The organism is Streptomyces sp. NPDC037401 (genome assembly GCF_055602345.1).
In genome coordinates, this window is sequence record NZ_JBVJWO010000018.1 from 125463 (window position 1) to 152136 (window position 26674).

Annotated in this window: 17 protein-coding genes and 4 pseudogenes; 10 read left to right on the forward strand and 11 right to left on the reverse strand. The window is 68.9% G+C overall.

The window, feature by feature from the left end; translation table 11 throughout:
• Positions 1 to 235: 235 nt before the first annotated feature.
• The 5 genes and pseudogenes from ACZ7H1_RS21190 to ACZ7H1_RS21210 all read right to left on the reverse strand — a co-directional run bounded on the left by ACZ7H1_RS21190 (position 236) and on the right by ACZ7H1_RS21210 (position 3638).
• Entirely contained in the window at positions 236 to 775 is a 540-nt protein-coding gene (locus ACZ7H1_RS21190) for a P-loop nucleotide/nucleoside kinase family protein (RefSeq protein WP_470788630.1), read from the reverse strand.
• Between the two features lie 69 nt (positions 776 to 844).
• Positions 845 to 1965 (reverse strand): annotated as a pseudogene (locus tag ACZ7H1_RS21195) (IS630 family transposase).
• An 82-nt stretch (positions 1966 to 2047) separates the two neighbouring features.
• Positions 2048 to 2467 carry a hypothetical protein gene (locus ACZ7H1_RS21200; RefSeq protein ID WP_470788632.1) on the reverse strand — a complete coding sequence of 140 codons (420 nt, stop codon included), beginning with the start codon at positions 2465 to 2467 and terminating at the stop codon, positions 2048 to 2050.
• A 17-nt stretch (positions 2468 to 2484) separates the two neighbouring features.
• A complete protein-coding gene (locus ACZ7H1_RS21205) occupies positions 2485 to 2979 on the reverse strand; it encodes an amidase domain-containing protein (RefSeq protein ID WP_470788634.1) in 495 nt (164 codons plus the stop codon).
• Positions 2946 to 3638: a hypothetical protein gene (locus ACZ7H1_RS21210; protein ID WP_470788635.1), complete on the reverse strand. Its 693-nt coding sequence runs from the start codon at positions 3636 to 3638 to the stop codon at positions 2946 to 2948. Before ACZ7H1_RS21210 ends, ACZ7H1_RS21205 begins: the two co-directional genes overlap by 34 nt.
• Before the next feature lie 1171 nt (positions 3639 to 4809).
• Between ACZ7H1_RS21210 and ACZ7H1_RS21215 the strand changes: the two are divergent.
• The 5 genes and pseudogenes from ACZ7H1_RS21215 to ACZ7H1_RS21235 all read left to right on the forward strand — a co-directional run.
• A pseudogene (locus ACZ7H1_RS21215) lies at positions 4810 to 5169 on the forward strand (DUF6192 family protein); the annotation flags it as partial.
• 2 nt (positions 5170 to 5171) lie between these two features.
• Positions 5172 to 5591, forward strand: a complete 420-nt coding sequence (locus ACZ7H1_RS21220; RefSeq protein ID WP_470788673.1) for a RacP protein — start codon at positions 5172 to 5174, stop codon at positions 5589 to 5591.
• Between the two features lie 159 nt (positions 5592 to 5750).
• Positions 5751 to 6665 (forward strand): annotated as a pseudogene (locus ACZ7H1_RS21225) (IS5 family transposase).
• Complete coding sequence (locus ACZ7H1_RS21230) at positions 6580 to 6765, forward strand: BBE domain-containing protein (protein ID WP_470788675.1); 186 nt, start codon at positions 6580 to 6582, stop codon at positions 6763 to 6765. The pseudogene ACZ7H1_RS21225 and the gene ACZ7H1_RS21230 overlap by 86 nt, the downstream one beginning before the upstream one ends.
• Before the next feature lie 394 nt (positions 6766 to 7159).
• Positions 7160 to 8413: an NAD(P)/FAD-dependent oxidoreductase gene (locus tag ACZ7H1_RS21235; protein WP_470788636.1), complete on the forward strand. Its 1254-nt coding sequence runs from the start codon at positions 7160 to 7162 to the stop codon at positions 8411 to 8413.
• Between the two features lie 121 nt (positions 8414 to 8534).
• Here the strand turns inward: ACZ7H1_RS21235 and ACZ7H1_RS21240 are convergent, their stop codons facing one another.
• The 3 genes from ACZ7H1_RS21240 to ACZ7H1_RS21250 all read right to left on the reverse strand — a co-directional run bounded on the left by ACZ7H1_RS21240 (position 8535) and on the right by ACZ7H1_RS21250 (position 14274).
• Positions 8535 to 9803 carry an MFS transporter gene (locus tag ACZ7H1_RS21240; RefSeq protein ID WP_470788637.1) on the reverse strand — a complete coding sequence of 423 codons (1269 nt, stop codon included), beginning with the start codon at positions 9801 to 9803 and terminating at the stop codon, positions 8535 to 8537.
• Between the two features lie 664 nt (positions 9804 to 10467).
• The gene (locus ACZ7H1_RS21245; protein WP_470788639.1) at positions 10468 to 10980 is read right to left on the reverse strand and encodes a hypothetical protein; all 513 of its coding nucleotides are present in this window, start codon (positions 10978 to 10980) and stop codon (positions 10468 to 10470) included.
• A gap of 846 nt (positions 10981 to 11826) precedes the next feature.
• Positions 11827 to 14274, reverse strand: a complete 2448-nt coding sequence (locus ACZ7H1_RS21250) for a trypsin-like serine protease (protein WP_470788640.1) — start codon at positions 14272 to 14274, stop codon at positions 11827 to 11829.
• A gap of 1399 nt (positions 14275 to 15673) precedes the next feature.
• On the opposite strand from ACZ7H1_RS21250, the gene ACZ7H1_RS21255 reads away from it, so the two are divergent.
• From ACZ7H1_RS21255 to ACZ7H1_RS21270, 4 genes are all read left to right on the forward strand, one after another.
• The gene (locus ACZ7H1_RS21255; RefSeq protein ID WP_470788642.1) at positions 15674 to 16138 is read left to right on the forward strand and encodes a hypothetical protein; all 465 of its coding nucleotides are present in this window, start codon (positions 15674 to 15676) and stop codon (positions 16136 to 16138) included.
• Between the two features lie 58 nt (positions 16139 to 16196).
• Entirely contained in the window at positions 16197 to 17840 is a 1644-nt protein-coding gene (locus ACZ7H1_RS21260; protein WP_470788644.1) for a S1 family peptidase, read from the forward strand.
• A 258-nt stretch (positions 17841 to 18098) separates the two neighbouring features.
• Positions 18099 to 22052: a polymorphic toxin-type HINT domain-containing protein gene (locus tag ACZ7H1_RS21265; protein WP_470788646.1), complete on the forward strand. Its 3954-nt coding sequence runs from the start codon at positions 18099 to 18101 to the stop codon at positions 22050 to 22052.
• A gap of 1 nt (position 22053) precedes the next feature.
• Positions 22054 to 22476 (forward strand): hypothetical protein, encoded by a 423-nt coding sequence (locus tag ACZ7H1_RS21270; protein WP_470788648.1) that lies wholly within the window; start codon positions 22054 to 22056, stop codon positions 22474 to 22476.
• 141 nt (positions 22477 to 22617) lie between these two features.
• On the opposite strand, the pseudogene ACZ7H1_RS21275 reads toward ACZ7H1_RS21270, so the two are convergent.
• A pseudogene (locus ACZ7H1_RS21275) lies at positions 22618 to 23434 on the reverse strand (IS5 family transposase).
• Positions 23435 to 24067: 633 nt separating this feature from the next.
• Here ACZ7H1_RS21275 and ACZ7H1_RS21280 point away from each other — a divergent pair.
• Positions 24068 to 24970, forward strand: coding sequence for a GNAT family N-acetyltransferase (locus tag ACZ7H1_RS21280; RefSeq protein WP_470788650.1), 903 nt, complete (start codon positions 24068 to 24070; stop codon positions 24968 to 24970).
• A 78-nt stretch (positions 24971 to 25048) separates the two neighbouring features.
• On the opposite strand, the gene ACZ7H1_RS21285 is transcribed toward ACZ7H1_RS21280, so the two are convergent.
• The gene (locus tag ACZ7H1_RS21285) at positions 25049 to 25246 is read right to left on the reverse strand and encodes a hypothetical protein (protein WP_470788678.1); all 198 of its coding nucleotides are present in this window, start codon (positions 25244 to 25246) and stop codon (positions 25049 to 25051) included.
• A gap of 293 nt (positions 25247 to 25539) precedes the next feature.
• On the reverse strand, positions 25540 to 26493 hold the full coding sequence (locus ACZ7H1_RS21290; RefSeq protein ID WP_470788652.1) for an endonuclease/exonuclease/phosphatase family protein: 954 nt from the start codon (positions 26491 to 26493) through the stop codon (positions 25540 to 25542).
• Positions 26494 to 26674 lie beyond the last annotated feature (181 nt).

Below are 26674 nucleotides of genomic sequence, written 5' to 3' on the forward strand. Positions count from 1 at the left end.
CCCCCGCCCCCCCCGCCCCCCCTCCCCCCCCCCCCCCCCCCCCCCCCCCCCCTCCCTCTCCCCCCCCCCCCCCCCCCCCCCCCCCCCCCCCCCCCCCCCCCCCCCCCCCCCCCCCCCCCCCCCCCCCCCCCCCCCCGGTGGTGCGGCGGTACCTAGTGCTGTGACCGGGAAGGTTCACCGGGATGGGAAGTGATGGGTTGACCTGTCCCGTTCGGGCCGTGGTGCCGCCGTCAGTTCAACGTTGAGGGCCCGTGATGAGTGCGTCGACCTCTTTGGCGAGGGTGTTGATGTCGACGGTCTGGGCGGTGTCGACGATCAAAGGACGCCCGCCCAGTCCGAGCGGTCCTGGGTGGGCGGCCCAGACGGTGACGCGGTCGCTGATCGCCTCGCGGGTGAGGTCCTGGTCGAGGTGGCCTGGGTGGCGTTTGCGTGTCCGGAACCGTTCAGCCACAAGTTCGGTATCGCAGTCGCAGAACACCTCGACCAGCTGAGCGTCGAGTTGGTGGAGTCGGGCGGGGGCGGTGTCGCGGTGCCACCAGTTGACGAGGACGGCTCGCCCGGCGTCGGCAGCGAGCGCGAACAGGATGTCGTCGCTGGCCCGGCTCAGTCGGTAGCGCCATGCCTGATCGCCGATGCCGAGGGAGTCGTAGAGCGATTCCAGGATCACGTCTTTGTCGATGACCGGCAGGCCGAGTTCCGCGGCAAGTCCGCGGGCCAGGGTGCTCTTGCCGCTGGCCGGCAGACCGGAAACGATCACGAAGGCGTTGTCGATCACCACGTCAGTCTGTCGCAGCCCGATCTCCGGGCTGCCCGCAGGGTGAAGTCGGCGTTTCTTCCGTCCTGCTCAGGCCGCTGTTGGTAGCGGTCTGCCGCCCCATCGGATGGCTTTCTCGCTGCGGACGCGGGCGCGTTCGCGTCGCTGCGCGGCCAGGACGTCGGGGTCGCGGGCGTTCTTGTTGCGCCAGCGCAGGTAGGCGTGCAGGGCCCTGGTCTGGACGGTGTGGTTGGGGTGGTGGGAGTTGGCAAGGGTGAACTGCCGCAGGGGACCGAAGTGGGCCTTGATGGGATTGGCCCAGGACTCGTAGGTCGGGGTGAAGCACAGCTCGACCTTGTTCTTGGCCGCCCAGCGTTTCATCCGCCGGTTCGTGTGGGCGGAGAGATTGTCAAGGATCACGTAGATCGGGGCGCCGTCCGGACGTGCTGCCCGGATCGTTCTCAAGGCCGCCCAGGTGTGGTCGATGCCCTTGCGACGTCGGTTGACGCCCCACATCTGGTCGTCCCCGACGGAGTAGCAGCCGTGGAAGTAGGTGATCCCGTGGGTGCGGCGGAACGTCGCCGGCAGCCGGTCGGGGTGGCCTCGCTCAGCCCAGCAGGAGCCGGCGGTCGGGCGGATGCCCAACGGCCCGAACTCGTCGAAGGCGAAGGTGCGGTCGGGCCGCTCGTTGATCGCATACTCGATGCGGGCGAGCTTGGCGTCGAAGTCCGGGTCCGGGGACTCCTTCCAGGTTTTCGTGCGCTGGAAGGAGATCCCGCGACGGGCCAGTAAGCAACGCAGGGCCTCCCGGCCGATCCGGACGGGCCGGGATATGTTCCTGCGCAGATGATCGGCGAGCTTGCGGATCGACCAGCGGGTGAAGGGCTTGCCCAGCACGGTCGGGCGGGTGGTGGCCGTCTGAACGACGAAGTCCTCGTCGTCACGATCGAGAAGGCGGGGCGGCCTCCCGCCCACCGAGGGTCCAGACATGCGAGCCCGATCTCGTTGAACTTGTGGATCACGTCGCGCACGGTGTCCTCGTCCGCCTGCACCAGCCGCGCAATCACCGGGACCGTGCTGCCCCCAGCCGAGGCCAGCAGCATCATCGCCCGCCGGAACCGCACCGAGCTGGTACTGCCCCGCCGCACGACCTGCTGCAGTTTCTGCCCCTCCTGCTCGGTCAGCCCACGGACCCTGACCGGATGCGCCACCCGCCCTCCCCGCGATGGTTGGAAGCATCGTCACTTCCAACCAGCACAACGAGCGACCCGGTAAACGTTCACGGTCACAGCACTAGTTGGAGGTCGCCTTGGGTGTGCCCTTGATGGGGAGTTTGCCCAGGCCGATGACCCAGTCGCCGTCCTTCTTGTCCATCAGGACGTACATGCTGAACGGTTTGCCGGCGCGGTCGGTGCCGGTGATGTGCACGCTCGCGAGGGTGGGCTCGAACTCGTGGCTCGCGTTGATCTTCGCGATCTTGAGGCCGCGGCCGCCGTTCTCCGCTATCAGCTTGTCGGCGTGCTCTTTCACCCCGGTCTCGCCCGGCACATGATGATTCAGGTCGATGAGTCCCTGAGGGTCCCGGGCGTTGAGCGCGGCGATGTACTTCTCGGCGGTCTCCTTCTCGCTCCTGCCGTCCTTGTCGTCAGAAGAACAGGCGGCGAGCGCTGCGCACAGGACAGGCACCGCCAGCAGCGCGAGGGCCTTGTTCATGGCTTCCACCCTTCGGGTCAGGTGCGGTGGGTGTACCACCATGAGCCGGGGTACTTGGCTCGAAGGTAGCTGAGCGGCATGTCGATGGTGTTGGGGGTGTGGTAGGTCATGTAGAGCATGCCTCGCTGCCTGCCCGTGACCATCATCGTGTGGTTGATGGTTCCGTTTGGCCGCGGCCCCCAGTCAGCCTGGAGTACGTCGGACGGGATCATGTCCCAGACGTTCGGGATGCGCTCGGTCCTGCCAGAGTGCACGCGGGCGAACCAGAACCAGTTCTCCGCCCCGGCCCAGGTGTAGCTGGTCGTCCAGGAGTAGTGCCCGTACCACCACTTCCGGTTGTCCTTCCGCTCCGAGATGGTGCCTGGGGTGATTCTCCAGCCGCCGGCCGTTACCGCCTGGGAGATGAAGTTGGTGCAGTCCTGGTCGTAGGTGCGAAGGTTGGGGTTACCGCGGTGGCCGTAATTCTTCGCGTACGTGATCACCGCGCCGTAGTTGTACCGGGCCGTGGCCATCGGCTTGGCGTCCGGCACTGATCCGTCGCTGTCGGTCCCGTCGATGGTGCTGGGCGGGGGCTTGGGGCCCTCGTCCTCGGAGCCGGGTAGCGGCTCGTCGTCGGGGGGCCCGGCTCGTTGATGGGGCCGGGATCCTCCTCGAGCTGTGTGGGCAGTGCGGGCCCCGAGCCGTTGTCGGGCGTCTGATCGTCCGCGAGTTTCCACGCGCCGTCCGCGCCATGCTTGAACGTCAGGGTGTGGGGGAGGACGTACGAGGTGTGCGTGATCTCGTCCCCCTCCCGGACGTCGGGGAAGTACAGGCGGGTTTCCTCCTCGACCGCCGGCGTCGCGGTGTCGCCGCTGACCGTGCCCTTGCCGGGAATGACGGTCACTTCGGCGTGACTGAACCCGCTCCAGCGCTCTTCCAGCGCCTGAGCGTTCTCCCGCAGTGCGGCGATCTCGCCTCCGAGTTCGCCGGCCGCCTGCGCAGTCAACGCAAGAGGTGCCGCGGTGCGCAGGCCCTGGGACCCCGAGATGGTGACGGCGTCGGCTCGGCGCTGGAGGTAGGCATCGGCGATCTGCGCCAGCTGCCCCTTCTCTACGGCCGGCAGCTCGGTGTCCGCCGCCTGCGAGGCGGGCGGGGCCATGCCGAGCGAGGGCGAGGCCAGCGTCAGTGTCACGACGCTGGCAGCGCGTACGGAAACTCTGGTTCTACGCAAAAGCCCCCCGGGATGCGTTGAATGGTCCATCAAAGCTATGCGGCCATTTCTGCTCGGCGCCGAAACATTTCGATCATCTGTCCGGTAACCGTGCTGGATGTGGCCGGTTGCGCGTGCCCAGGTCAAACAGTCGATGCCACCCGGAACCGGCACCGCGCCGCTGACCTCTTCACGCCAATGCCTGGGTTCCCTGAGGGTTGGTGAGGTCCGGGCCCAGGGCCCGAGGCATCGACCGCTTCAGGGGGACTTCCTGCTCCGGCACGCCACCTGAAAGGTGCCCGCTGGTGGGACTCTGAGGCCTACGCTCGCTGGCGCCACCGCCATCTGACGGCCGGGCCCGCTGTTCGAGCAGTCCGGCCGCCTGGTCGGCCCGGGTCTGCGCGCCCTGCCCCCGGCCTGGGTGAAGGGCCCGGCGGCCCGCTTCCGGTCTGCGCCCGCTGCTACGCCGAGCTGCAGGTACGGGTTCCGCTGAAAACCTGCGCTCGCCTCGCACCCGGGCCGCCTACGCGACGGCGAAGGGCTGCAACCCCCGAGCGCGGGGTTGCAGCCCTTCCGCATGCCCGGCTGGCCGGACCGGCACCGGCTTCCCGAGGGCGCCGCGGTCCCCGCGGGGGTGAATCCGGGCCTCGCGTACGCGTACGCGACTTGTGCAACGCGCGCCCAACTCACCCTGCAATCAACCCGATTGACACCTTCTGCGACGTTCCTTCATGTTGTGTGGCGCGGGTCGACGGTCGGGCCGCGGTGTGCGATCGGAGTGCGTTTCATGGCGGATCAGGTGCGGTGTGACGAGTTCGGGGCGGCGGCTCGTTTGCGGGTGTCGGTTCAGGCGTGGCGGTGGGCGGTGGCCACCGCGGCCGTCCCGCCGGCCGACACCGACGTGGCCGGGGGCGGGGGTGGTTGGCCGGTGGAGGTGCTGGACCGGGTGGACGCCGAGGGCGTGCGCGCGGGCTTGGTCGGGCTGTCGTCGTTCGAGGCGGCCGACCGCCTCACCGCGGCCCTCGGTACCCCGCTGCCGTTGTTCCGGCCCGCGGTGACCGCGGGCGCCATCGCGGACCTGGTCGAGGCCGGTCTCCTGCTGCGCCTGGGCGGCCCCGCGGACGCCCCGACCGTCCCCGCGGATCAGGTGGCAGTCGCGTTCAAGGCCATGGCCGACGACACCGCCCGCCACCAGGTCAATCACGCCCAGGTCGAACGGGGCCGACAGGCACGCGAGCACTTCGAACGCACCAGCTCGGTCGCGCCTGCGGTCCGCCGGATCGAGCGGACGATGGAGTTCATCGACCTGGTCGCGGCCTGTCACTCCTTCGTCGCGGCCGCTGGCCGCACCGTCCCGGGACTGCGGGACAGGCAGCTCGGCGAGGACGAGAAGACGATCGTCCACGAGAACGTGTCCCGTGTTCGGGCCACTTTGGACTGGATCGAGACAGCTGTCGACACCGGCAAGGTCGACGTCGACGGAGAGCTCGCCCGCCTTCTGGCCGGCGAATAGCCCTGCCCCGCGCGTCCAGGCGCCGGGGCCAGGCCGCCCAGCGGCACGCCGACACACTCCGCTTCATCCTCTTCGAGGCCCGCCCTGCGGGCCTCGTCTTCCACCAGCTGGCCACGGCCAGCGAACTCTCACCCGGCCTAGTACGGGCAGGGCTCGCCGCCCTGCGGGACCTGATCGCTTCCAACGGCTGGCCACCCCTGATCTGGACCAGGGAGAACGGCTACCAGCTCGGAGCCGAACGAGCAGCCCTCGAAGCCTATGAACGGCAGGTGATCAACGAGAAGCTCACCGAGTTCCGCCGGTTCATCACCGGCACCGTCGCACCCCACGCCGCCGCCCACCCGGGCGACAAGTGGGTCAAGCACATCGTCGCCCAGCTCAACTCCATCGAATCCACCCTCGACCTCATCGCAACCGCCTGACCTGCACGGGGGTGGGGGGGGGGGGGGGGGGGGGCGCGCCCGCCCCCCCCCCCCCCCCCCCCCCCCGCCCCCCCCCCCCCCCCCACCCCCCCCCCCCCCCCCCTCCTCCTCCCCCCCCCCCCCCCCACCCCCGCTTTCGACTTCACCCGGGTGAACTTGATGCGCCAACGCCGCTACCCCTCGGACACCACCGACGCCGAGTGGGCCTCAAACGAACCCCTCTTGCCGATCCCCGCCTGCCAGACCGAGACCGGCGGGGCCCCCGAGAAGTGGCCCCGCAGAGAGATCGCCGACGCGATCCGCTACGTCATCGACACCGGCTGCAAGTGGCGGGCCCTGCCCGCCGACTACCCGCCCTGACGCACGGTCTGGGGCTTCATGGCCCGCTGGACCGCCGCCGGCATCGTCGGGCAGATCCGCGACCACCTGCGCGGACGCATCCGCCGTGACATGGGCAAAGGCCCCAGAGCCGCCGCCACCGTCATCGACTCCCAGAGCGTCAAGGCGGCCGAGACCGTCGGCAAGGACTCACGCGGCTACGACGCCGCGAAAAAGATCAATGGCAGGAAGCGCCACCTCGTGGTGGACACCCGCGGCCTCCCGCTGCTGGTCATGGTCACCCCCGCCGACATGACCGACCGCGACGCAGCCAAGGAAGTCCTCTTCCGCCTCCGCCTCATGCACCCCGAAATCACCATTGTCTGGGCCGACTCCGCATACGCCGGCCAGCTCGTCGACTGGGCGAAGAAGTACCTCCGCCTCACCGTCAAAACGGTCAGCAGGCCCAAGGACGCCACCGGATTCGTCGTCCTGCCCCGCCGCTGGGTCGTCGAACGCACCCTGTCGTGGATCACGCAGGCTCGCCGTCATGCCCGCGACTACGAACGACTCGTCCAGCACAGCGAGGCCCTCATCACATGGGCCGCGATCACCTTGATGACCCGTCGCATCACCCAGACCGGAAGCGGTGCGCGCGGCCTGGCCGGCCCTGCTCGGCCGGCACGGACCGCACCGCGCCACCGGCGTCTACGTCAACTTCCTCGACTCCGACGACGACCCCAGCCGCGTCCGTGAGGCATACGGCGACCGCACCTACGGACAGCTCGCGGAGGTCAAGGCCAAGTACGACCCCGACAACGCCTTCCACCACATCAAGAACATCCGCCCCGACTGACGGTCGCCCGCCCTCAGAGGTCCGGCAACAAACAAGGCCCAGGCCGTTGACCTGGGACTTTGCGGGGAGTCCGTCTACGGGACCCCAGATACGCGCGTGCCGCGGGAGCAGGCGCCTCTGGTCGGGCCGGCCTCCGGCCGGTCCGCGAACAGGTTCGGCGTGTGACCGGTCGCGCCCAGGGCGATCCCACTGGAGCTGGACGTCGTCGGGCGGGCAGGCTGACCAGGATGCCTCCCTGGGCTTCTGCACCGACCGTGCTCCGGCGGGCCCCGAAGGCGGGCCTGGTCTAGCGTGGAAGGGGGCCAAACCGCATCGCGACGACGGGTGGGCCCGGCTCCTGGTCGACCGGATCAGGAGCCGGGAGGGCGGTGCCGACCGATGGGCAGGTGGGGCCATGACCAGTGCAGCCAGCGCGACCGGCACCGGCACCGACACCGGCACCCGCGACCACGACGTGATCGTCGTCGGTGGACGCTGCGCAGGGGCACCGACCGCCATGCTTCTCGCCCGCCTCGGACACAGGGTCCTCCTGGTCGACCGGGCGACGTTTCCGAGCGACACGATCTCCACCCATCTGATCCACCCGCCGGGCCTCGCCGCGCTGGAGCGATGGGGGTTGCTGGATCGGGTGGTCGAGACCGGTTGCCCGCCCATAGACACCTACGCGTTCGACCTCGGCCCCTTCACCATCACGGGTTCGCCGGCCGGAGAGGGCTTCGACGCCTCGTACGCACCGCGACGCACCGTCCTGGACGAGATCCTCATCGACGCTGCCGCGGAGTCCGGTGCCGAGGTGCGCCAGGGGTTCACCGTCGAGGAGATCTTGACCGACGGGGACACGGTGACCGGCATCAAGGGCCACGGCAAGGACGGGAAGACCGTCACCGAGTGCGCCCGGTTCGTCGTGGGCGCGGACGGACTCCACTCGTCGGTCGCGAAGGCCGTGGGCGCCGTCGGCTACGCGGAGAAACCGAAGATCAACGCCTACTACTACACCTACTGGTCCGGGCTTCCGATGCGCGGGACGTTCGAGGCGTACGACCGCGGGGACCGGGCCTTCGCCGCCTGGCCCACCAACGACGATCTGACACTGCTCATCTGCGCCTGGCCGATGCGTGACTTCGAGGCCAACCGTGCGGACGTCGAAGGCAATTACCGTGCGACGCTGGCCCTGGCACCGGCCTTCGCCGAGCGGGTCTCGGCCGCCACCCGGGCCGAGCGGTTCCTGGGCATGGCCATCCCCAACTACTTCCGCAAGCCCTACGGCCCAGGCTGGGTGCTGGTCGGCGATGCCGGATACCTGAAGGACCCCATCACCGCCCAGGGCATCCAGGACGCCTTCCGGGATGCGGAGCGGTGCGCCCGGGCACTGGGCGACACACTCGACGGACGGCAGCCCTTCGAAGAAGCCATGCGGGCGACCCAGGAGGCCAGGGATGCCCAGGTTATGAGCATGTATGAATTCACGGCGGAGTTCGCAACGTTGGAGCCCCCACCTCCCGAGATGGAGCAGCTGCTCCTCGCGGTGTCCCAGAGCCCGTCGGCGCAGGACGAGTTCGCCAGGGTGACGGCTGGAGTGACGCCGCCCGAGGTGTTCTTCGGACACATGGAGGAACGGATGAGCGGCCATACGGGGAACGCGGCCTGACCGCTCGTCCAGCAGCGTAGTGGCACGCGCCCAGGCGTAGCGCGTCGTCACCAGGAGGTTGCGACGACGCCGACAGTGCCCCGGCGCCTCGTGTGGCTGGGGAACCTCGACGGTGCGGTGGTCAGGTGCGGGGATGCGTTTCGTACATGCGCACCGCGACGAGGAGGCCGGAGGCTGCGGTGAGGGCTGCGATGGCGTAGATGGCGGTGGTCAGGCCGTAGGCGTCGGCGAGGACGCCTGCGAGGAGGGCGCCGATGGCGAAGCCGCCGTCCCGCCAGAGGCGGTAGACGCCGACGGCGCGGGCGCGCCAGGCGGGGTGTGCGACGTCGCCGATGACGGCGAGCAGGGTGGGGTAGACCAGGGCGGTGCCGATGCCGAGGAGGACCTGGGCGGTGGCCCAGACGCCGAAGGTGGTGCCGGCGGCGACGAGGGCGATGGCGGCGGCCTGGAGCAGCATGCCCGCGGTGATGAGGTGTTTGCGGCCGATGTGGTCGGACCACCAGCCCGTCAGCATCTGGCCCGCGCCCCAGACTGCGGGGTAGAGGGCGGCGAGGATGCCGATCTGTGCGATGGACAGGCCGTGGGCGGCGAAGAGCAGGGGGAAGATGCCCCAGGCGAGGGCGTCGTTGAGGTTGTTGACGAGGCCGGCCTGGCTGGCGGCAGAGAGGGCCTTGTCGCGGAGGCTGGTCAGGCGGGCGATCTGGCCGGTGGTCAGTTTCCCGTCGTGCCCGCCGTCTGTGGGGTTGGTGTGGCGGGCGGCTTCGAGGCGGGCGTGGTCGCGGGTCTCGCGTACGGCGAAGGTCGACAGGCCCAGGGCCAGGACGACGTAGGCGGCCCCGAGGAGGAACGGGGCGGGGCGCAGTCCGGCGTGTTCGGCGATGGCGCCGGTGGCCATGGCGGTCGCCGCGACGGCGCCGTATCCGGCGGCTTCGTTGAAGCCCATGGCGAGTCCCCGGCGTTCGGGTCCGGCCAGGTCGATCTTCATGATGACGGTGGTGGACCAGGTCAGGCCCTGGTTGATGCCGAGCAGGATGTTCGCGGCGATGATCCAGCCCCAGGAGGGGCCCCAGGCCAGCATCGCGGGCACGGGCAGGGCGATCAGCCATCCGGCGATCAGGACCGGTTTGCGGCCGTAGCGGTCGGAGCAGGTGCCGGCGAAGAAGTTGGTGACGGCCTTCGTCGTGCCGAACGCCACGATGTAGGTGAGGGCGGCGGTGTAGGCGGACAGGTGGAAGACGTCGTCGGCGAGCAGAGGCAGGACGGTGCGTTCCTGGCCGAGCATCCCGCCGACGAGTGCGTTGACCGCGACGAGCAGGGCGAACTGGGGGAGGTTGGCCCGCAGTCCGAGCTGTATGCCGGTGCCGGTGTCGCCGCTTGCGTGGATGCTCACGCTCCCGCGCTGGTTCCGGGTTCACGGACGGTGCGCGGTGGGACCAGACGGCAGCCGTCCGCTTCGTTGCTTCCGCGCGCCTTCGGCTTGTTCCTCGGCTCGGGGGCGGGATGGGCGGATTGTTGGGGTGCGGAGGTTCGGCGGGGTCGCGCGGGTCGCGCAGCGGCAAGGAACCCTGCCGCATGGTTACCGCAGATGGCGCCCGCCCCAGAACTACGGGGTCGGGCGCCTTCGTCTTGACGTCAGCGGCTGAGGCGGGTGACCGGCCCCCAGGCGAATTCAAGGTCGTCCAGCAGGACAGCGCCTCATCCCAGCGGCTGCGGAGGAGGAACGGGACGTTCTGCATGCGCTCGCGGACGATCAGGCTTTCAGGTCGGGCGCACAGCATGTACCGGCCGTGCGAGGCGGGCTGGCTGCGTAGGTGAGATGCGAGAACGAACATCGACGATTATTGGCAGCGGTTCCAGCCTGTGAGGCTCGGGAATGTCGGTCAGAAGCAGAAACGGTTGGACCGCCTGACCGCCCCGGCGCGGCTTCGGCCCGCAACGGCTCGATCCCTATAGCGGCAGGTTGACCCAGCCCGCGTTGGGGCGGTGATCGGATCATCGCTCAGTGGAGCGGCCGGGACAGCACCTTGCTCCCGGCCGCTCCAGGGGCGCCGGCCTCAGGCGTCGGGGTTCTTCCCCTCGGTCGTCTTGTTGAGGCGGTCGATCTGGAGCTTGGCGAAGTCGCCGTAGGGCTGGGGCTGGCTCTCCTTCAGGTTCCCGCTCTCCAGCCGGATCAGGGCACTTCCGACGCGCATCATGACCTCGGTGTGCGGGCCTGTGAAGGCGTCGGTCTCGTCCGCTCCCGCCGAGATCTTCAGCGGCTTCGCCTCGGACCCCGCCTTGCGCCGCGCTTCGGCTGACATGCCCTTCAGCCCTGCCTTCGCATCGTCCACAGACCTGAACGACACGATGCTGAACCGGATGGTCGATTGGTCAACCGCCCCGCCCTCTCCGAGGGAGAGGGTGGTCGACCCGACGGAGACGAAGCCGCCGCAGCTCGTCGATGTGTGCTCCTCGCACTCCCGCAGGCTGTCGCCGCCCTCGTAGGTCTGGATGCTGCCCGACTGCTTCCAGCCCTGCGGCGCTGCCGCCTTGCTGATGAGGGCCGTGCGGATCATGTCCTCGGTCACGACCACCGGAGCCTTCGCCTTCCCGCCGGCTTCCCCGGCGCCACCGGCAGCACCCGCCCCGTCGTCACCATCACCTCCGCACGCCGTCAGCGCCACTATCAACGCTGCTCCACCCGCGAGCCCCCGTACTGTCCTGAACACCGTCAACCCCTAAGGCTTCTAGACAACTTGACCTGCAGACTCAACAGCATCGCGGCGTCGCACGCCAGTTCCGGCAGCGGCGACACCAGTGCCTCCGCACGGTCGCGTAGGCGACGCCGTACTTCCGCAAGACCCGCGCGCAGCGACAGGCCGACCTTGGCGTCACGGCGAATCAACCATGGGCTTCGGCAGCACCCGGGCGCCTCGTCGTGCAGAGCACAACCATGGTTCCGAAGCAACCACCCAGGCGCTCTCGAAACTCAGCGACATCACTCTCTCGTGAACGAGGGTGCTCTCACCGCTGAGCTACAGGTGCTCTCGTCACTCACCAACAAAGCCAGCGGGCTCCCTGCCGGGCCCGTACGCGCGCAGCAGCTCCTGAAGGCGCCCCCGATGCCGGTGGGCGGACGCCTCCAGGCGCTGCAATACCCGGCCCCTTCGTTTCCGTACGGCGCGGAGAGCCCACGGTCAGGATCTCCTCCGACGCCGCTGGAGCTGGGGAAGCCGCCCTATTGAAGATCCGTGACGGTCAGGTGGCCAACAGGCCTATACATAGGGCTCTCGCGGTCACCAAGGTGCGGGTGCCGAGGTGGCTCGTGTCGTTCGTCTGGCGGTGGCTCCGGTGGTGGCTGGGGGTGTGACGGCGGCCCCGCCCCCACCAAGAGGGCGGTCCGGGTGGGGAGCGGGGCCGGTCTGTGTGGGGCGTTACTTGGTGGTGGTTGCGGTGAGGTCGGTCGGGTTGGTGAGGGTGCCGGGGATCTCGCGCCAGGTGGTCCAGGTGCCCATCGTGGTGTCGAGGGCGAGGCCGTGGACCTTGCCGCCGGTTCCGGTGGCGTAGACGTGGACGTTGTTGGCGGCGGTGGCGCTGGTGATGCGGGTCAGGCCGCTGCCGCCGATCTTGGTCCAGGTCGGCTTCCACATTCCGGCGAGGTAGTCGCCGGTCTGCGCGTGGAGCGCGCCGTCTGCGCCGACGACCTGGACGCGGGCGGTGTGGCCGACGGTGGAGACGGCGATGTCCTTGGCGCCGGTCATGTTGCCGGGCAGTTCGCCCCAGCCGGTCCAGCTGCCGTTCCGGCTGTCGAAGTCGCGGCCGTAGACCTTGCCGCCCTGGATGCCGTAGAGGCGGACGTAGGAGCCGACCTTCGCGCTGCTGATGTGGGTCATGCCCGTCATGCCGGTGACGGGGGTCCAGCCGGTGTTCCAGCGGCCGGCGTTGTAGTCGCCGACCTGGGTGTAGAGGCCGCCGTCCGATCCGAGGACCTGGACGTACAGCACGTTGTTGATCATGGCGGCGGAGACGTCCTTGACGCCGCCGGCGCCGCCGGGGACCTCGGTCCAGTTGCCCCAGGTGTTGGCACCGACGTTGTACTCGCGGTCGTAGACCTTGCCGCCCGCCACACCCACGTAGCGGACGCTGCTGCCGGTGTCGACGCCGACGAGCTGAGTGACGGTAGCGCCGCCGACATTGGCCCACTGGGCGCCGAAGGCCCCCGTGTCCAGCTTGCCGTTCTGGGCGAACAGCGTGTTCTCGGCAGCCGCGGCCAGCGTGACCTTGGAGGGCGCGACCGCGACGGAGGCGGCGACGTCGGAGGCCCCGGCGAGACCGCCCCGAAGCTCGGTGAAGGCGCTCCAGGCACCGGTGGTGGTGTTCATCGACGCGTTGTTGATCTTACCTTCGGCACCCACTCCGTACAGCTCGACCGTGTTGCCTGACGCGGCGCTGCTGATGCGGGTCAGGCCGGTGCCGCCGATCTTGGTCCACACGTCGTTCCAGCGGCCGGCGTCGTAGTTGCCGTACTGGGTCCAGATCGCGCCGTCGGAGCCGATGATTTGCACGTGGACGTTGTTGCCGACGGTGCTGGAGGCGATGTCGACGGCGCCGCCGGCGCCGCCCGGGACCGCGCCCCAGGCGGACCAGTTGCCGGTGCGGGTGTCGAAGTCGCGGCCGTAGACCTCGCCGCCGCCGATGCCCTGGACGCGCACGGTGGTGCCGGAAACCGCGCTGGTGATGTGGCTGAGCCCGGTCGCGCCGATAGCCTTCCAGGTGGTGTTCCAGCGGCCGGCCCTGTAGTCGGCGGCCTGCGCGTACAGGTTGCCTTCGGAGCCGACGATCAGCAGGTGGACGGTGTCACCGACGAGTGCGGCGGTGATGTCCTTCGCTCCGGCCGCACCGCCCGGGATCTCGCCCCACGGGGACCACTTGCCGGTCGCGAGGTCGAGGTCATGACCGTAGACCTTGCCCCCCGCGATGGCGTACGCCCGGACGCTGTCCCCGTGGCGTACCGTGCTCACCTTGGAGACGTCCAGCCCGTCGACCTTGCCCCACGACGAGCCGTACTCGCCGTAACCGAGGTCACCGGACTGCAACCACGAGGCGCCGCCGCCGGCGGCGAGCAGGGACACCTGACCGCCGTGGCGGGGGGCGGTGGTCTGGTCGATCCACTGGCCGACGTTGTCGGTTCGGGCGGAGACCGCTCCGGTACGGGTCTCGGTCTCGCCGAGGCACCCGCCTTGCCAGGAGCGGCTGTTGACACCGACCAGCTCGCCGGCCGCGTTCAGTAGCGGACCGCCGGTGTCGCCCTTGCAGATGGCGTCGGTGCCCTTGCCGGTGATGGCGACCGTCGTGGCGTCAGCAGAGTCCGCAGTGAAGGCGCCGGTGTGCAGCGTGCCGGGCATCCACTCGGTCTTCGTTCGGCCGAACCCGGCGGCGGTGAGGTCACTGCCAGGGGCGGGGGCGGCGGTGGCGCGCTTGACGGGAGTGACGTCGGTAAGGGGCGTGGCCAGGCGGGCCAGGACCAGGTCGCGGTCGGCGGCGCTCGCGGAGACCTCGACGATCTCGCGGGTCTGGCCGCCGGCGAAGGTCGCGGTGGTCTTGAGCGCGGGTTGCCCGGCCGTGATGGCGTGGCCGGGCTTGGCAGCCAGGCAGGAGGCGGCAGTCAGCACCCAGCGGGCGTTCACCAGCGTCGCGGTGCACGCGCGGCTGGTGGCCTCATCGCCGAAGTTCAGCTTTGCGACGTAGGCGTATTGGCCGGCAGGGGCTTCGGGGCCGGTCAGGGCCTGGGCGGAGCCGGTCGAGATCAGGCTTGCGGCGACCGCGGTGGCGGTGACGAGCAGGCAGGTCATCCGCAGGGAGTGCGGACTGGGGTCAGACATGGGATTCCTTCACGATGAGCTCCACGACTCGTCCGGTGTCCGTGGCACTGGGATGCCACAGACACCGGACGAACGCGCAGGGTGTTTGAGGGTGCTGGCGATGGAGATGGCGCCGAGGGTGCCGGTGATGCCCTGCAGGGTGACTGGGGTGGGGCGGGTGCGGTCGGCGTGGCGGATGGCGTGGACGACCTTGTTGTCCGCGGTGACGGCGGTGAGCCGGCGCTCTCCGTCGATGTGGGCGGCGGAGAGGGACTTGGCGGTGACGTTGCCGAGGTAGCCGGAAAGTTCACCGAAACGCGGCTCGGCTCGGTGCCCCGGCGGTGGCCTCTGCGTTGAAGCAGCTCCTAGTGCTCAACAGCCAGTCACCGGCAACCGGGGGCCGAGCAGGGGCTGGGCGGGGGTTTCACCGCCGGCCGTGATCCGTGCGGCGTATGCGCGGGTGCCGGTGCCCGGGGTACCGATCGTGCCTGGGCCTCCGGGGGACAGCTTGCCGGGGCCGATTACAGCGGTCAGACCGACAGCGAACCCAGCTGACCGACGAATGATGCGAGGCATGGACTTCCAGGTGGCGCGTGCGAAGAGACGGGGGCAGTCCCTGCCAGCCGGCTAGGCAGCTCGACCAGCTTGCAGTGCCCGCAAACGGCATTGGACACACTGGCAAGTTCAGTCATCGACAGGAGAATTCTTCAGGTTCAGGTAGCCGTTCCCGCCGGTGGCCGGGGAGCAGGCTTGAGTTCTGGCGGGTTGGGCCACAACAGGCCGGCCTGGGAGGTGGGCCCGGCCAGGAGCATGCGGCCGTGGCACTGCCCCGGTGTGATGTTCTCCGGCGAGGGCTGCCGTCGGAGGGACGGGGCTAAGAGGAGGGCGTTAGGCGCAGCCGGGTGCTCCGCCGGCCCGCCCGCACGTCCACGACTGATGGCAGCCCCAAGTCCCCGCTGATGTTGAAGGAACTCCTCCTCATTGGCAGTTCGGCGAGTACGCGTGGATGATCCCAGGCCAGGCGACCGGGGCGTGTGGCCCGGGAGAGACGGTAGCGCCCTCACAGCATGCTTATCAACTAGCGATGAGTTGACCTCAATAGATGTTGACGTATCGACGGTCTCCCGCATACCGTCCTCGAACCAGGCGCGGCTCTCACTCCGCCCGCCTGCCGGAGACCATCAACGCTCCATGCGCATGGGGAATCCAGGTCACTACTGAACGCGGGCCGTGGCACCGGTCGCTGCTGTCGAACCGAGCCGTGCCGTGGCCGCATTCCGCGCCAGGCCGAAGCTGTCCGTACGGCGTGCGCCGTCGATTCGCATGCGGCGGGGACTCAGCACCCCGCCGCATTGTCCCACTTCATCCATCGGAAGGACTGCTGGTGCCTACTCGCGCCCCCCGACTCATCATTGCCGCCGTGGCACTCACCTCGCTCGGCACCTTCAGCGCCTACGCGTCGGCCGCCGACACCCCGCCCGCCCCGCAGCCCGAGATGCCGTACGCCGTCGAGGACGGCGCCTACCCCAACGCCGACAAGATCCTGGCGGAGAAGGGCATCAGGCTCGTCCGCGGTGACGGCAACATCACCCTCGCCGACTGTGACGACACCAAGAAGCAGATCCGTGTCATCGCGGTCGCGGACCCGACCGTCAACCGCCAGCGCTTCTACTGCTTCACCGCCCACGCCAGCACCGGTCACCTCGCCCTCCAGCTCGACCGCGTCTACGCCATCGACGCTGCCGACCACCCGATCCAGGCGCAGCTCACCGCCAACGGAGCAACCGAAACGGTGAACATCGTCAAGGACGGCTACGCCAGCGTCGGCGAGGGGGTCGTCGGTGGTGCTCGCAGTGTGCTCGTCGAGCTCCGCATCACGGGCTGACTCCCGCCTCCACTCCGCATCGACGACCACCCCCTCGCGCGCCCTCTGAAGGATCAGCATGTCTGACATACGTCTGCTTTCCCCGCGGATGGGCGCCGCTCTGGCCACCGCCACTGCGGCCGCTGCGGTCTCCGCACTTCTGTTGACGGGCAGTTCGCACGCCGTGGGAGGTTCTCCGGTTGCGGACAACGCGCACGGCTACACCGTCAGGCTCACCATCGGCGAGCTGGAGACGAGCAAGGCCTGCTCCGGCGTCCTGATCGACGCCTCCTGGGTCCTGACCGCCGCGAGCTGTTTCGCGGTCACTCCCGGTGCGGCCGTTCCCGCCGGGAAGCCCGCCGTGAAGACCACCGCCACCTCGGGCCACAAGAAGCCCGTTGAGGTCGTCGAGGTCGTTCCGCGGACCGACCGTGACGTGGTGCTGGCACGCCTGGCCACGCCGGTTGCCGACATCGCCGGTGTCAAGGGCGCTGGCGCCGTGCCCGCGGCAGGTGCGGAGCTGAGGGCTGTCGGTCTCGGGCGGACCAGGACCGAGTGGGCGCCGGGCAAGCTCCACACCGGAACGTTCACGGTCAATGCTTCCGACGACACCACCCTGAGCGTCACGGGCAAGGGCACGGACGTCATCTGCCAGGGCGATACCGGTGGTCCGCTGCTGAACGCGGCCGGCGAGGTGGTCGGCGTCAACAGTCGGTCCTGGCAGGGCGGCTGCCTGGGCAACGACCCGGCCGAGACCCGTACCGGCGCCATCGCCGCGCGGGTAGACGACCTCCGCGGGTGGATCGACGGCGTCCGGGCCCAGATGCCGGGCTGGATGACGCAGGCCATGGTGCAGTCGGGCAGCAGCCTCTACCAGGGCACCCGCCTGGCCGACGGTTCCTGGACCGGTTTCAACGACGTCCAGTCCAAGGCGAGCAGCCTGGGCGGGATCCGTAATTCGGCGGCCGTCGGCATGAACGGCGACACCCACGTCCTGGCGGTCAGCAACAGCGGCGGGTTGTTCCACACGATCCGCAAGCAGGACGGCACCTGGGGCAAGTTCGGTGACGTCTTCGGCGTGGCCGGCACCCTCGGCAACCTCACCAGCGTCACCGCCATGAACATCGGCTGGGACCTGCACGTCGTCGCCGTCGCCGACGGCAAGGCTCTGCACACCATCCGCAAGGCGGACGGAACCTGGACCCCGTTCAAGGACATCACCTCCGGCAAGGTCGCCAATGTGACGGCCGCCGCCACCGCAGTCGTGCGCGGCGAGCTGCACGTCACGACCGTCAGCGGCGGCAAGGCGTATCACTCCATCCGCCAGGGCACCGGCAACTGGCTCGCCTGGGGCGACGTCGCCGGAGCAGCCGGAGCCACCGGCCCCATCACCTCCCTCAGCACCATCGGCGCCGGAGACGAAACCCACATCGTCATCGCCACCGACAACGGCACCCGCCAATACCACGCCGTCCGCAACTTCAACGGCACCTGGACCCCGCTGACCCAGCTCAACGGCATCCTCGGCACCATCACCGCCAAGTCCGTCGCCACCGCCAACGTCGCCGGTGAGGTCCAGGTCGCCGTCACCACCGCTGACGGCAAGCTCCTGCACACGACCCGGCACACAGACCGCACTTGGACCGCGACCAGCACCGTAACGGTCCAGGGGCTCCCCGCTGCCCCCGGCCACCTCGCCCTCACCGGCACCTGGAACGGCTGACCCGGAACGCTTCACCGCCACGCCGCCATGCCGGGCACCGTGGCGTACCGGGCTACCTCACAAGCCGCCTGCCGGCGTGACCGCGGGCCCGGCGTCCGTCCGAACGACACGACCGGGCCCCCGACGGGCGGTGCCACCTTCGGCCAGGCAGACAACCCCACCGTACAGACCGCTCACCGATGGGTTGAGATGACATCCAAACGAAGACTCTTGCGTACGAGGCCACCAGGCCTGGTCCACAACGCGATACGGGTGCTCGTGAGCACCGCGCTGCCCCTGGCGATGGTGTCCGGGTTGCTGGCGATGCCGGCGTATGCCACGGACACCCCGCCGGTTGCGGATCCGGCTCCGACGGCCGGTTACGTCATTCCGCCCACCGACCGCGGCCGCGTGGTGCAGCTGTGGAAGGACGGCGGACCGGGCATCAAGGCAGCCGCAGAGGTCGCCCTGACCGGCAGTGATGCCGAGGTCACGAAGTTCCTCGAGCAGGCAGCCCAGATCGCGGTCGAGGACGACCGCGTCGCCTCCTCCCAGATGGGCAGCGTCGGCGGCCCCAACATTCAGCAAGCCGCGTACAAGGCGTTCACGGGTACGCCCGCGGATGCGAAGGCGTTCCTGGCGGGGGGGTGGAAGGCGCCCTTCGACGAGGATCAGCGGCTCAAGGTCGCTCAGATCATCGACACCGCGGGCCCGATGGAGCAGGCCAAGGGCCGTGTCGCACTCCAGGGCTCCCAGTACCAGGTCGAAGCATTCCTCCGGGAGGGCCGTTACACCTGGCGCGAGGAAGACCAGCGCGTGCAGGTGGCGCAGATCCTCAGTGTCGGCGGCGAGAACGTCCGCACGGCCGGACGCATCGCCCTCCGTGGCTCGGCCGAGGAGATCCGCGACTTCCTGGAGGTCGAGCAGCACACGGCCCGCGCCGCGGACGAAGAGCACGCCACGATCGCCCAGCTCGCCCAGCAGGTCCGAGAAGCGGGCCGGCAGGCGAAGGAAGAGTTTGTCGCCGCCAAGGCGGAGTCGGACCGCGCGGTGAAGGCGGCGGAGGAGGCCAAGCTGGCGGCGCTGACGGCCGCGCAGGAGACCAGGGACGCCAAGGACGACGCGGTGAAGGCCGCTGCGGCCGCCTCCCGGGCCGCCGAGTTCGCCCGCCAGGCCGCTGCCGCTTCCCAGCAGGCCATTTCCGCGGCGCGCGCTGCCACCAACGCCGCTCGTGTCGCGTCCAACGCGGCAGCCCAGGCCGCCGGTGCCGCGGCCGCCGCGGCGAAGGCAGCCACCCGCGCCAACAACGCGGCAGCGGACGCGGCGACCAACGAGTTCGGGGCCAAGAAAGCCCGCGAGGCGGCCCAGGACGCGCGCGACATCGTCAAGGCCGTGCGGGGCATCGCGGAGGCATCCGCCCAGGCAGAGGCATCCGCCAATGGCGCCGCCGATGCGGCATTGGCCGCAGTGGGCGCAGCCATCAACTCGCTGGCCGCCGGCCAGGCGGCCACCGACGCCGGGAACGCCTCCGACGCCGCCGGAGCCAGCTCCGCCGAGGCCCGGGCGGCTGCCGACAGGGCCCGCCGCTACGCCAACGAGGCCAAGCGCGCTGCAAACAAGGCCGCTGATCTCGCCAGGAGGGCCGCAGGCGCCGCCCGTGACTCCCGCCTTGCCGCCAACTCCGCCGCCGACCATGCGGAGAAGGCGGCGCAGGCTGCCGACGAGGCCGCCGAGCACGCCGGCGAGGCGGCCACCGCAGCAGCGAAGTCCACGGCACACGCCGAGGCGGCCGCAGCGGCCGCGAAGGACGCCAGCGACGCGGTCGAACAGGCGAACCGTGTGTACACACTCGCCCGCGAGATCGAGGCCGAACGCCTCCTCGCCCGGACCAACGCCGGCCTCGAGCGCGCCAGTGACCTGCGTGCGGAGGAGGAGCAGCGCCGCAAGGACAAGGCCCAGGCTGCGCAGCAGACCAAGGACCTGACGGCCCGGGCGAAGGCGCTTGCCGTCGAAGCGTCCCAGCCCGGTGCGGACGTCAAGGCCATCGCGGCCAAGGCACGCGAGGTGGCCCTGAAGACCGCGCAGACGCAGGGCGGGTGGAGCGAGATCTCCGCCCAGGTCGCCCTCGCCGGCTCGGACGCCGACCTCAACGTCTACGCCCGCACCGGATGGCTCGAGGCCACACAGCAGGACGAGCGGGCGCTCGTTGCGCGCATGGCCGAGGATGCCGGAGCCGCCAGCATCCGCGGGGCAGCGGAGCAGGCCCTCAAGGGCAACGCGCAGGCCGTCACCACCTTCCTCACCACCGGCCAGTACCAGGTGGGCGCGGACGAGTTCGGCGTGCACATCGCGCAGATCATCGACGGCGCCGGCCCGATCCTGGAAGAAGCAGGACGCAAGGCGCTCAAGTCCGGCGACCCTGCCCAGTACCGCCAGTTCATCGAAACCGGACAGCACACCGCCCGCGTCGAAGACGAACGAGTGCGCGCTGCGGAGCTCGCCTCCATCGGCGGCCCGGAGCTGAAGGCCGCCGCGCGGATCGCCGTGCACAGCTCCGACGACGAAGTGCACCAGTTCATCCAGAACGGCCAGTACAGGGCCCAGCGCAAGGACCTCCTGGCAACCAACCACCAAGAACGCGTCCTGGCACTGCTCGCGGAATCGGCCGAGATCGCCGCAACCGCCCACCAGGACGCAGCCGAAGCCGCACGGGTCGCCGCCTTGGCCCGCGACAAGTCGGAAGAAGCCAACGGCTACGCGCTGCAAGCCGCCGCATCAGCCGCCCAAGCCAAGACCTTCGCCGACCAGGCCGCGGCATCCGCGGCGAAGGCCAAGGAAGCCGCCAACCGGGCAGCACAGTCCGCGAAGGCCGCCCGCGACGCCGCCGCACGCGCCGAGAACGCCGCGGACGAGGCCGGCAGGTCGGCGGCCGACGCCGAGATTTCGGCACAGTCCGCCCGCACCTCCGCGTCGCTGGCGTGGGCGGCAGCCGCCCGTGCCAAGGACTCCGCCCTCGCCGCCGGCAAGGACTTCGAAACCGCGCTCCAAGCTTCGAAGGACGCCTACGACGCCTACACCCAAAAGTACTGGGAAGCCGAAGAACGGCGACGCAACGACCCCGGTGAGCAAGCGCGGCGCCAGTACAGGTGCGGCTTCGCCGGCACCGACTGCATGACCGACAAGCAGTATGCGTACTGGTGCATCAAGAAGCCCGTATGCATGCTCGCGACGGAATTCGGCGAAGCACTCGAACCCTACGACGACGATCTCCGCTTCATCAAGAACGAACTCCTCGGACTCAGCAACTTCTACAGCTGCTTCAACGGGAGCGGCCTCGACGGCCTCTGGTCGTGCGCCGAACTCACCCAAGACGTCGTCATGAACTCCAAACTCCGGGCGCTGAAGTTTGCCGGAGCGCTCTTGATACGGAGCCTCAAGGGATGCGCAAAATGCTTCCTGCCGGGCACCAAGGTCCTCATGGACGACGGCGGAACCCGCAATATCGAGGACGTCAAGGTCGGAGACAAGGTTCGAGCGACCGATCCCCTCACTGGCGATTCAGCCGGGAAGGTCGTAACTCGGCATATTGTCACTGAGGACGACAAGTACTTCAATGAACTGACCATTGAGACCGAGCAAGGGTCGCGAAATCTCACAGCGACATCCGAGCACCCGTTCTGGAGCCCCTCCATCAAGAGGTGGCTTGAGGCGCGTGAGCTTCGTCCCGGCGACGAGTTGCTTTCCAGCGATGGAGACCGGGTACGGGTCGCGGCTAATCGTTCGTACAGTCGGCATGCCCGTACGTACAACCTGACAGTGGCTGACCTGCACACGTACTATGTCCTCGCGGGCAACACGCCTGTCCTCGTGCACAACTCCGGCTGCGGCGACGTTGTGTTGGGCCCAGGCGCCGACTCGGCCGACGACCTGAAGTCGTTCACCTCGTCCAAGCCTGAGACGGAGTTCGTTTTCGACCCCGATACGGGGAGGTTCATGGCGGGCGACCGGGAACGGATCCCCGGGGGGCTCAGCCCTCACGAGCAGCTGGCGGACGCCGTCGGCGCTGACACGAATAGAGTGCTGGGTGGCACGCTATTCCGCGACAACGGACAACTGGTGTTCACAGAAAACAGTGGCCACTATGGTCACCGATGGACGGACGCAACGCGTCGCCAGTTCGCAGAGTTCTTGGAATCCTATGGAATCGAATACGACTACAGGCCCTGGGGCTGAAATGCCCGAGTGGCATCCGGCAGTTTATCGCGGCGACGGAGCGTGGATCGGTGTAATGCCTGACGGCAGGATCGGCGTAGGTGTCGAGGAAGAAGGGAGGGCAACTCTCGAAGGTTCCGGATTTGTTCCCATGTGGCCCTATCTGGAGCGTGACCTCTTCAACGTCCTCGGTGAGTTTTCCCGCGCATGGGACCAACTCAAGGACGGCGGTGTGTCAACTCCGGAGAGATTGTTGGAGTTGACAGTCGAGTCGGCATGGCATTCGGGTCGTTCGTACTGGATGCAGACGGCTGTCCCCTGGGTCATTGCGATGTCCCGCGGGAAGGGCTTCGATCAAGAACTGATTCGAGGGCTTGTCTCTGAAATGCTGAGCTCGAAGGCACTGTCAATCGAATTGGTCGAGCAAATTCGCCGGGAGAGCTGACGCTGCCGGACGTAGCGCTGAACGGCTGTGCGTTAATTTCGACCCGTGATGTCGGAGATATGGTCCGACCTCAGTGGCGCTTTTGTATGGCCCCGTCGGATCTTCTTCCGGCGGGGCCATTCTTTAGAGCTCGTAACACGATCATGATTCGGGTTTGTTGAGGCGCCGCCAGCAGATGAGGCTGTAGGCGAGGGAGACGAAGGCGTCGTGGAGTTCGTTGCGGCGTTCCCAGCGGACGGCGAGTCGTTTGAACTGGTGGAGCAGGGCGAGGGTCTGCTCGACGACGTAGCGGAGTCTGCCCATGCCCTTGATGTTCGGGTGATGTTCGGGGCGCCTTTGCGGGAGATGACCGGCAGGATCCGGCGTTTGCGCAGTTCATCGCGGTTGGGGTTGGAGTCGTAGCCCTTGTCTCCGAGCAGGGCCTCGGGCCGTCGGCGGGGCCGGCCGGGACGACCTGCCACCGGCGGGATACCGTCGATGAGGGCGAGGGTGGGTGTCGTCGTTGACGTTGGCCGCGGTCGTGATGACTTTGAGCGGGTGCCGCGTCCGTCGCAGATCAGGTGGTGTTTGCTGCCCGTCTTCCGCCGGTCGACCGGCGACGGACCGGTGTCGGCTCCCCCTTTTTCGCGCGGATGTGGGAGTCGTCCACGCACGCCCTCGACCAGTCGAGCCGGTCGGCCGCGTTCATCTCGGCGAGCAGGATGCGGTGCAGCTGGTCGAAGACTCCGGCCTGCTGCCACCGCTCCAGGCGCCGCCAGCAGGTCTGTCCCGAGCCGAAGCCCAGCTCAGGCGGCAAGAGTTGCCAGGCAATGTCGTTGTGCAGGACGTACAAGATGCCCTGCAGACATAACCGGTCTGCCACCGGCCGCGGCCCCGGTGACCTCGTCGGCCAGGGCGGCAGCAGCGGCTCGATCAGTGCCCACAAGTCGTCGTCCACGATCCAAGGCCGAGTGCTCACACACTCACGAACGGCCGAATCATCACACCGGTTACGCCCGACCAGGGCATCTCAACAAGATCCTGTTACGAGCTCGTAAGAGGCGTTCGTAGTCGCGGGCGTGCATGAGCCAGGCAGGTGGGTCGCAGGGTGCGTACGACGACCCAGCGGCGGGGCAGGATGCCGAATCCGGTGGCGTCCTTGGGCTGGCTGACGGCCTTGTTCGTGCGCCATAGGTGCTGCTTGTCCCAGGTGACGAGCTGGGCGGCGTAGACGGAGTCGGCCCAGGTTTCGAGAGGAATTCTGCGAACGGCGACCTGCGGGAACGTGATCGCTCCGGGGGCTCTCGCAGAACTCGCACTGACCATTTATGAGAATGACCGTGCGTGACACTCGTGGCCCCGGGGTCGCCACCGGCGCCGGATTTCGTTCCGATGTACCGCAGGTCCTGTTTGGGCCGGTCGAGATGTGGTGCGTGCGGCAGGCCAAATGCTGTTGTCGGTCATTCGATCACGCTGTTACGCTCCGCTCGCGTCCTCGACGGCAAATAGGAGGTGGGAACCGTGAGCCAGCTGACTCTCATGTGCTCCCACCCCGTTCCGAGGACGCCGAGGATCTGAAGGGGAGCGCGTCGCTACCCGGAAGGACCCTCACGTGACCGATCTGGTCATCCGCCCCCTCGCCACAGGCGAGGAAGCACTTTTCGAATCCCTGCCCGATCCCGGCCTGGTCGGCTTCGCCGCCTTCGGCGACACCTACAGGGGGATGGCCGCCGCCGGTGAGTACCGCCCCGAGTGGACCTGGGTGGCCCTGCGTGACGGCGTCGTCGTCGCGCGAGCAGCTTGGTGGGCCGGACCTAAGGACGACAAGCCGCTTGCTCTGGACTGGTTCGACTTCACGGACGCCAGTGCGGCCGTACAACTGCTCCGCGCTTCGCCGCTGCACGCCGAGTACTCACTCAAGCTGCCGCCCGGCTGGCGCGACGTCCCCGCAGTCCGGGAGCAGGCCCAGGCCCGGATCGACGCGGCCATCGCCGCAGGTATGTCTCCTCTGGTCGAGCGCTTCCGCTACCGCTGGACGCCGGACTGCGGCATGCCCGTGCGCCCGGGCCGCCTCGAATTCCGTCCCGAGCCCGACGACGCGGCGGTCCTCGACGTCTTCCGCCGTATTCACCAGGGCAGTCTCGACGCCCATGTGCGCCGCACCGTTGCCGCATCCGGGTTGGAGGCGGCCGCCCAGGAACAACTGGACTATCTGCGCTGGTTGCCGAGCCCGCGCGAGTGGTGGCGCCTTGCCTACAACCCTGCCGGGGAACTCGTCGGCCTGAGCGTCCCCGCCCGCCACTACGGAGACCCTCTCATCGGCTACATCGGCGTCGTGCCCGAGCACCGCGGCCACGGATACGCCTATGACCTGCTCGTCGAGGCCACGCATAAGCTCGCTGACGAGGGCGTGGACCGCATCGTGGCCGGGACTGACCAGACCAACGTTCCAATGGCCGCCCACTTCGCGAGGGCCGGCTACCCCATCGCCCAGGAACGCATCGACCTGATCTAGCCCAGAGACAGGAAACGGTGTGGGACTCGGGGTGTGACAACCGAGCCCCACACCTCGCTCCTGCGACTCCTGCCGGGGCTACACACTGGTGAGCTCCGCGCCGTCCTCGTCGTCGTCGAGTTCCGGTGCCTCCGGGTTGCGCAGGGGCCGCAGTGCGCCGGCGGCCGGGGTGGAGGCGGTGAAGCTGTAGCGGCCGAGGACGTTGAGGTTGCGGTGTGAAAGCACCATCTGCACAAGCTCGTTGACGTCCATCACGCTGACATCAACGATCCTCACCACCCTCCGTTACCACCGGATGTGAGACAGAGCCGTTGACCGTACAGACCCCGCCGCGACGGCGGACGCCACCACCGCTGACGCGTGAAGGGGTCCGGTGCCTGTGGCCAGGGGAGGGCTGCAGGCACCGTGTGGGGGAGAGGGCTGCGGTGAGGTGTCTGGGTGGGGCGCGGAGGGCGTCGATGGCTGGCCCGCGATCCGCTCGTAGTCCACTTTGAGACGCCGCCTGACGTCCGGCAATAGCGAGGGGCTGGCCGGTGACGGGGCACCGTCCTGGCCCCATCCCGTGAGTTTCAGCTGGTGGTGAAGCTTTCGATGAGTACGCGGTGATCCGAGTACCGCGTCTGGGTAACGGTGCACCAGTTCTGGGGCTCGGTGCTGAAGGTGTAGTCGATCTTTCCGCCGAAGTTGTGGGTCGGCTGTCCCGTGCGTGCGGTGCCGGTCTGGTCGCACTCCTGGTGGCCGGGGGTGCCGGGGCCGGTGGAGTAGAGGCCGGCGGGCCAGATCCAGGTGGCACTGTTGTGGGGGGCGTCCGGGGGCAGCGCGTTGAAGTCACCGCCGAAGACGGTGCGGGGGAAGGTGTCCACCACGGCCTTGATTTGGGCGAACTGATCGTCCCGATAGTCCCATGTGGGCTGTGTCTGTTCGGCGCCCAGGCGTGCTGCGTGAACGGTGCACAGGCATACGTTCCAGGCGGTCGCGGTCGCGCAGTGGAAGGGGGTGTTCAGTCCTGTCACCGGCTGGGTGGTGGGATACGCCTGAGGGTCACCGATCGGGCTTTTAACGACGATCGCGGTACCGATGCGGTCGGCGCGCCCTGTGCCGTCGTTCCCGCAGCGACTGGGCGACTTCTTGCCGTCCTGTGACCACTGGTAGGGCTGGAAGGCCGAGTGCCACTCCGCGCCGAGTCTGGTCATGAGAAGCGTCAAGTCGTCTTCGCAGACCTCCTGCAGGAGGGCCGCTTCGACGCGGTTGACGGAGACGTTGCCCGTGACCACGCCGATCTTGTCTTCGGGTGAACCAGTGTCAGCGCAGCCCCACGTTGTCCGCTGGGGGCCGCACATATTCCACGACATCACCTGCAGGGTGCGCGGGAAGTCCTCGACCGCGTAGGGCATCGTGTCCGCGTCACTGGCGACCGCGGTGGAGGGCAGGGCGCAGGCGACCGTCATTCCGGTGCCGGCGAGCCCGAGTACGGCGGCAACGGTGAGGGCAGTTCGAAAGGCACCGGGCATGCGCGGTGTCACGGGGTTCCTTTGCGAGGAGCGAGCGGGCTTCGTTGGTACGGGAGTTGCCGGCTGCGCCGATGCCCTTGGTCCGGGGCCCACTGGCGCGTCGTTCGCGTCACCGTTACCGGCCCCTCAATGGGTGCCAGGTGCGCTGGGCTCCTGGTCCCGCGGCTGGTGTGTCGCCGCGGGACCAGGAGTC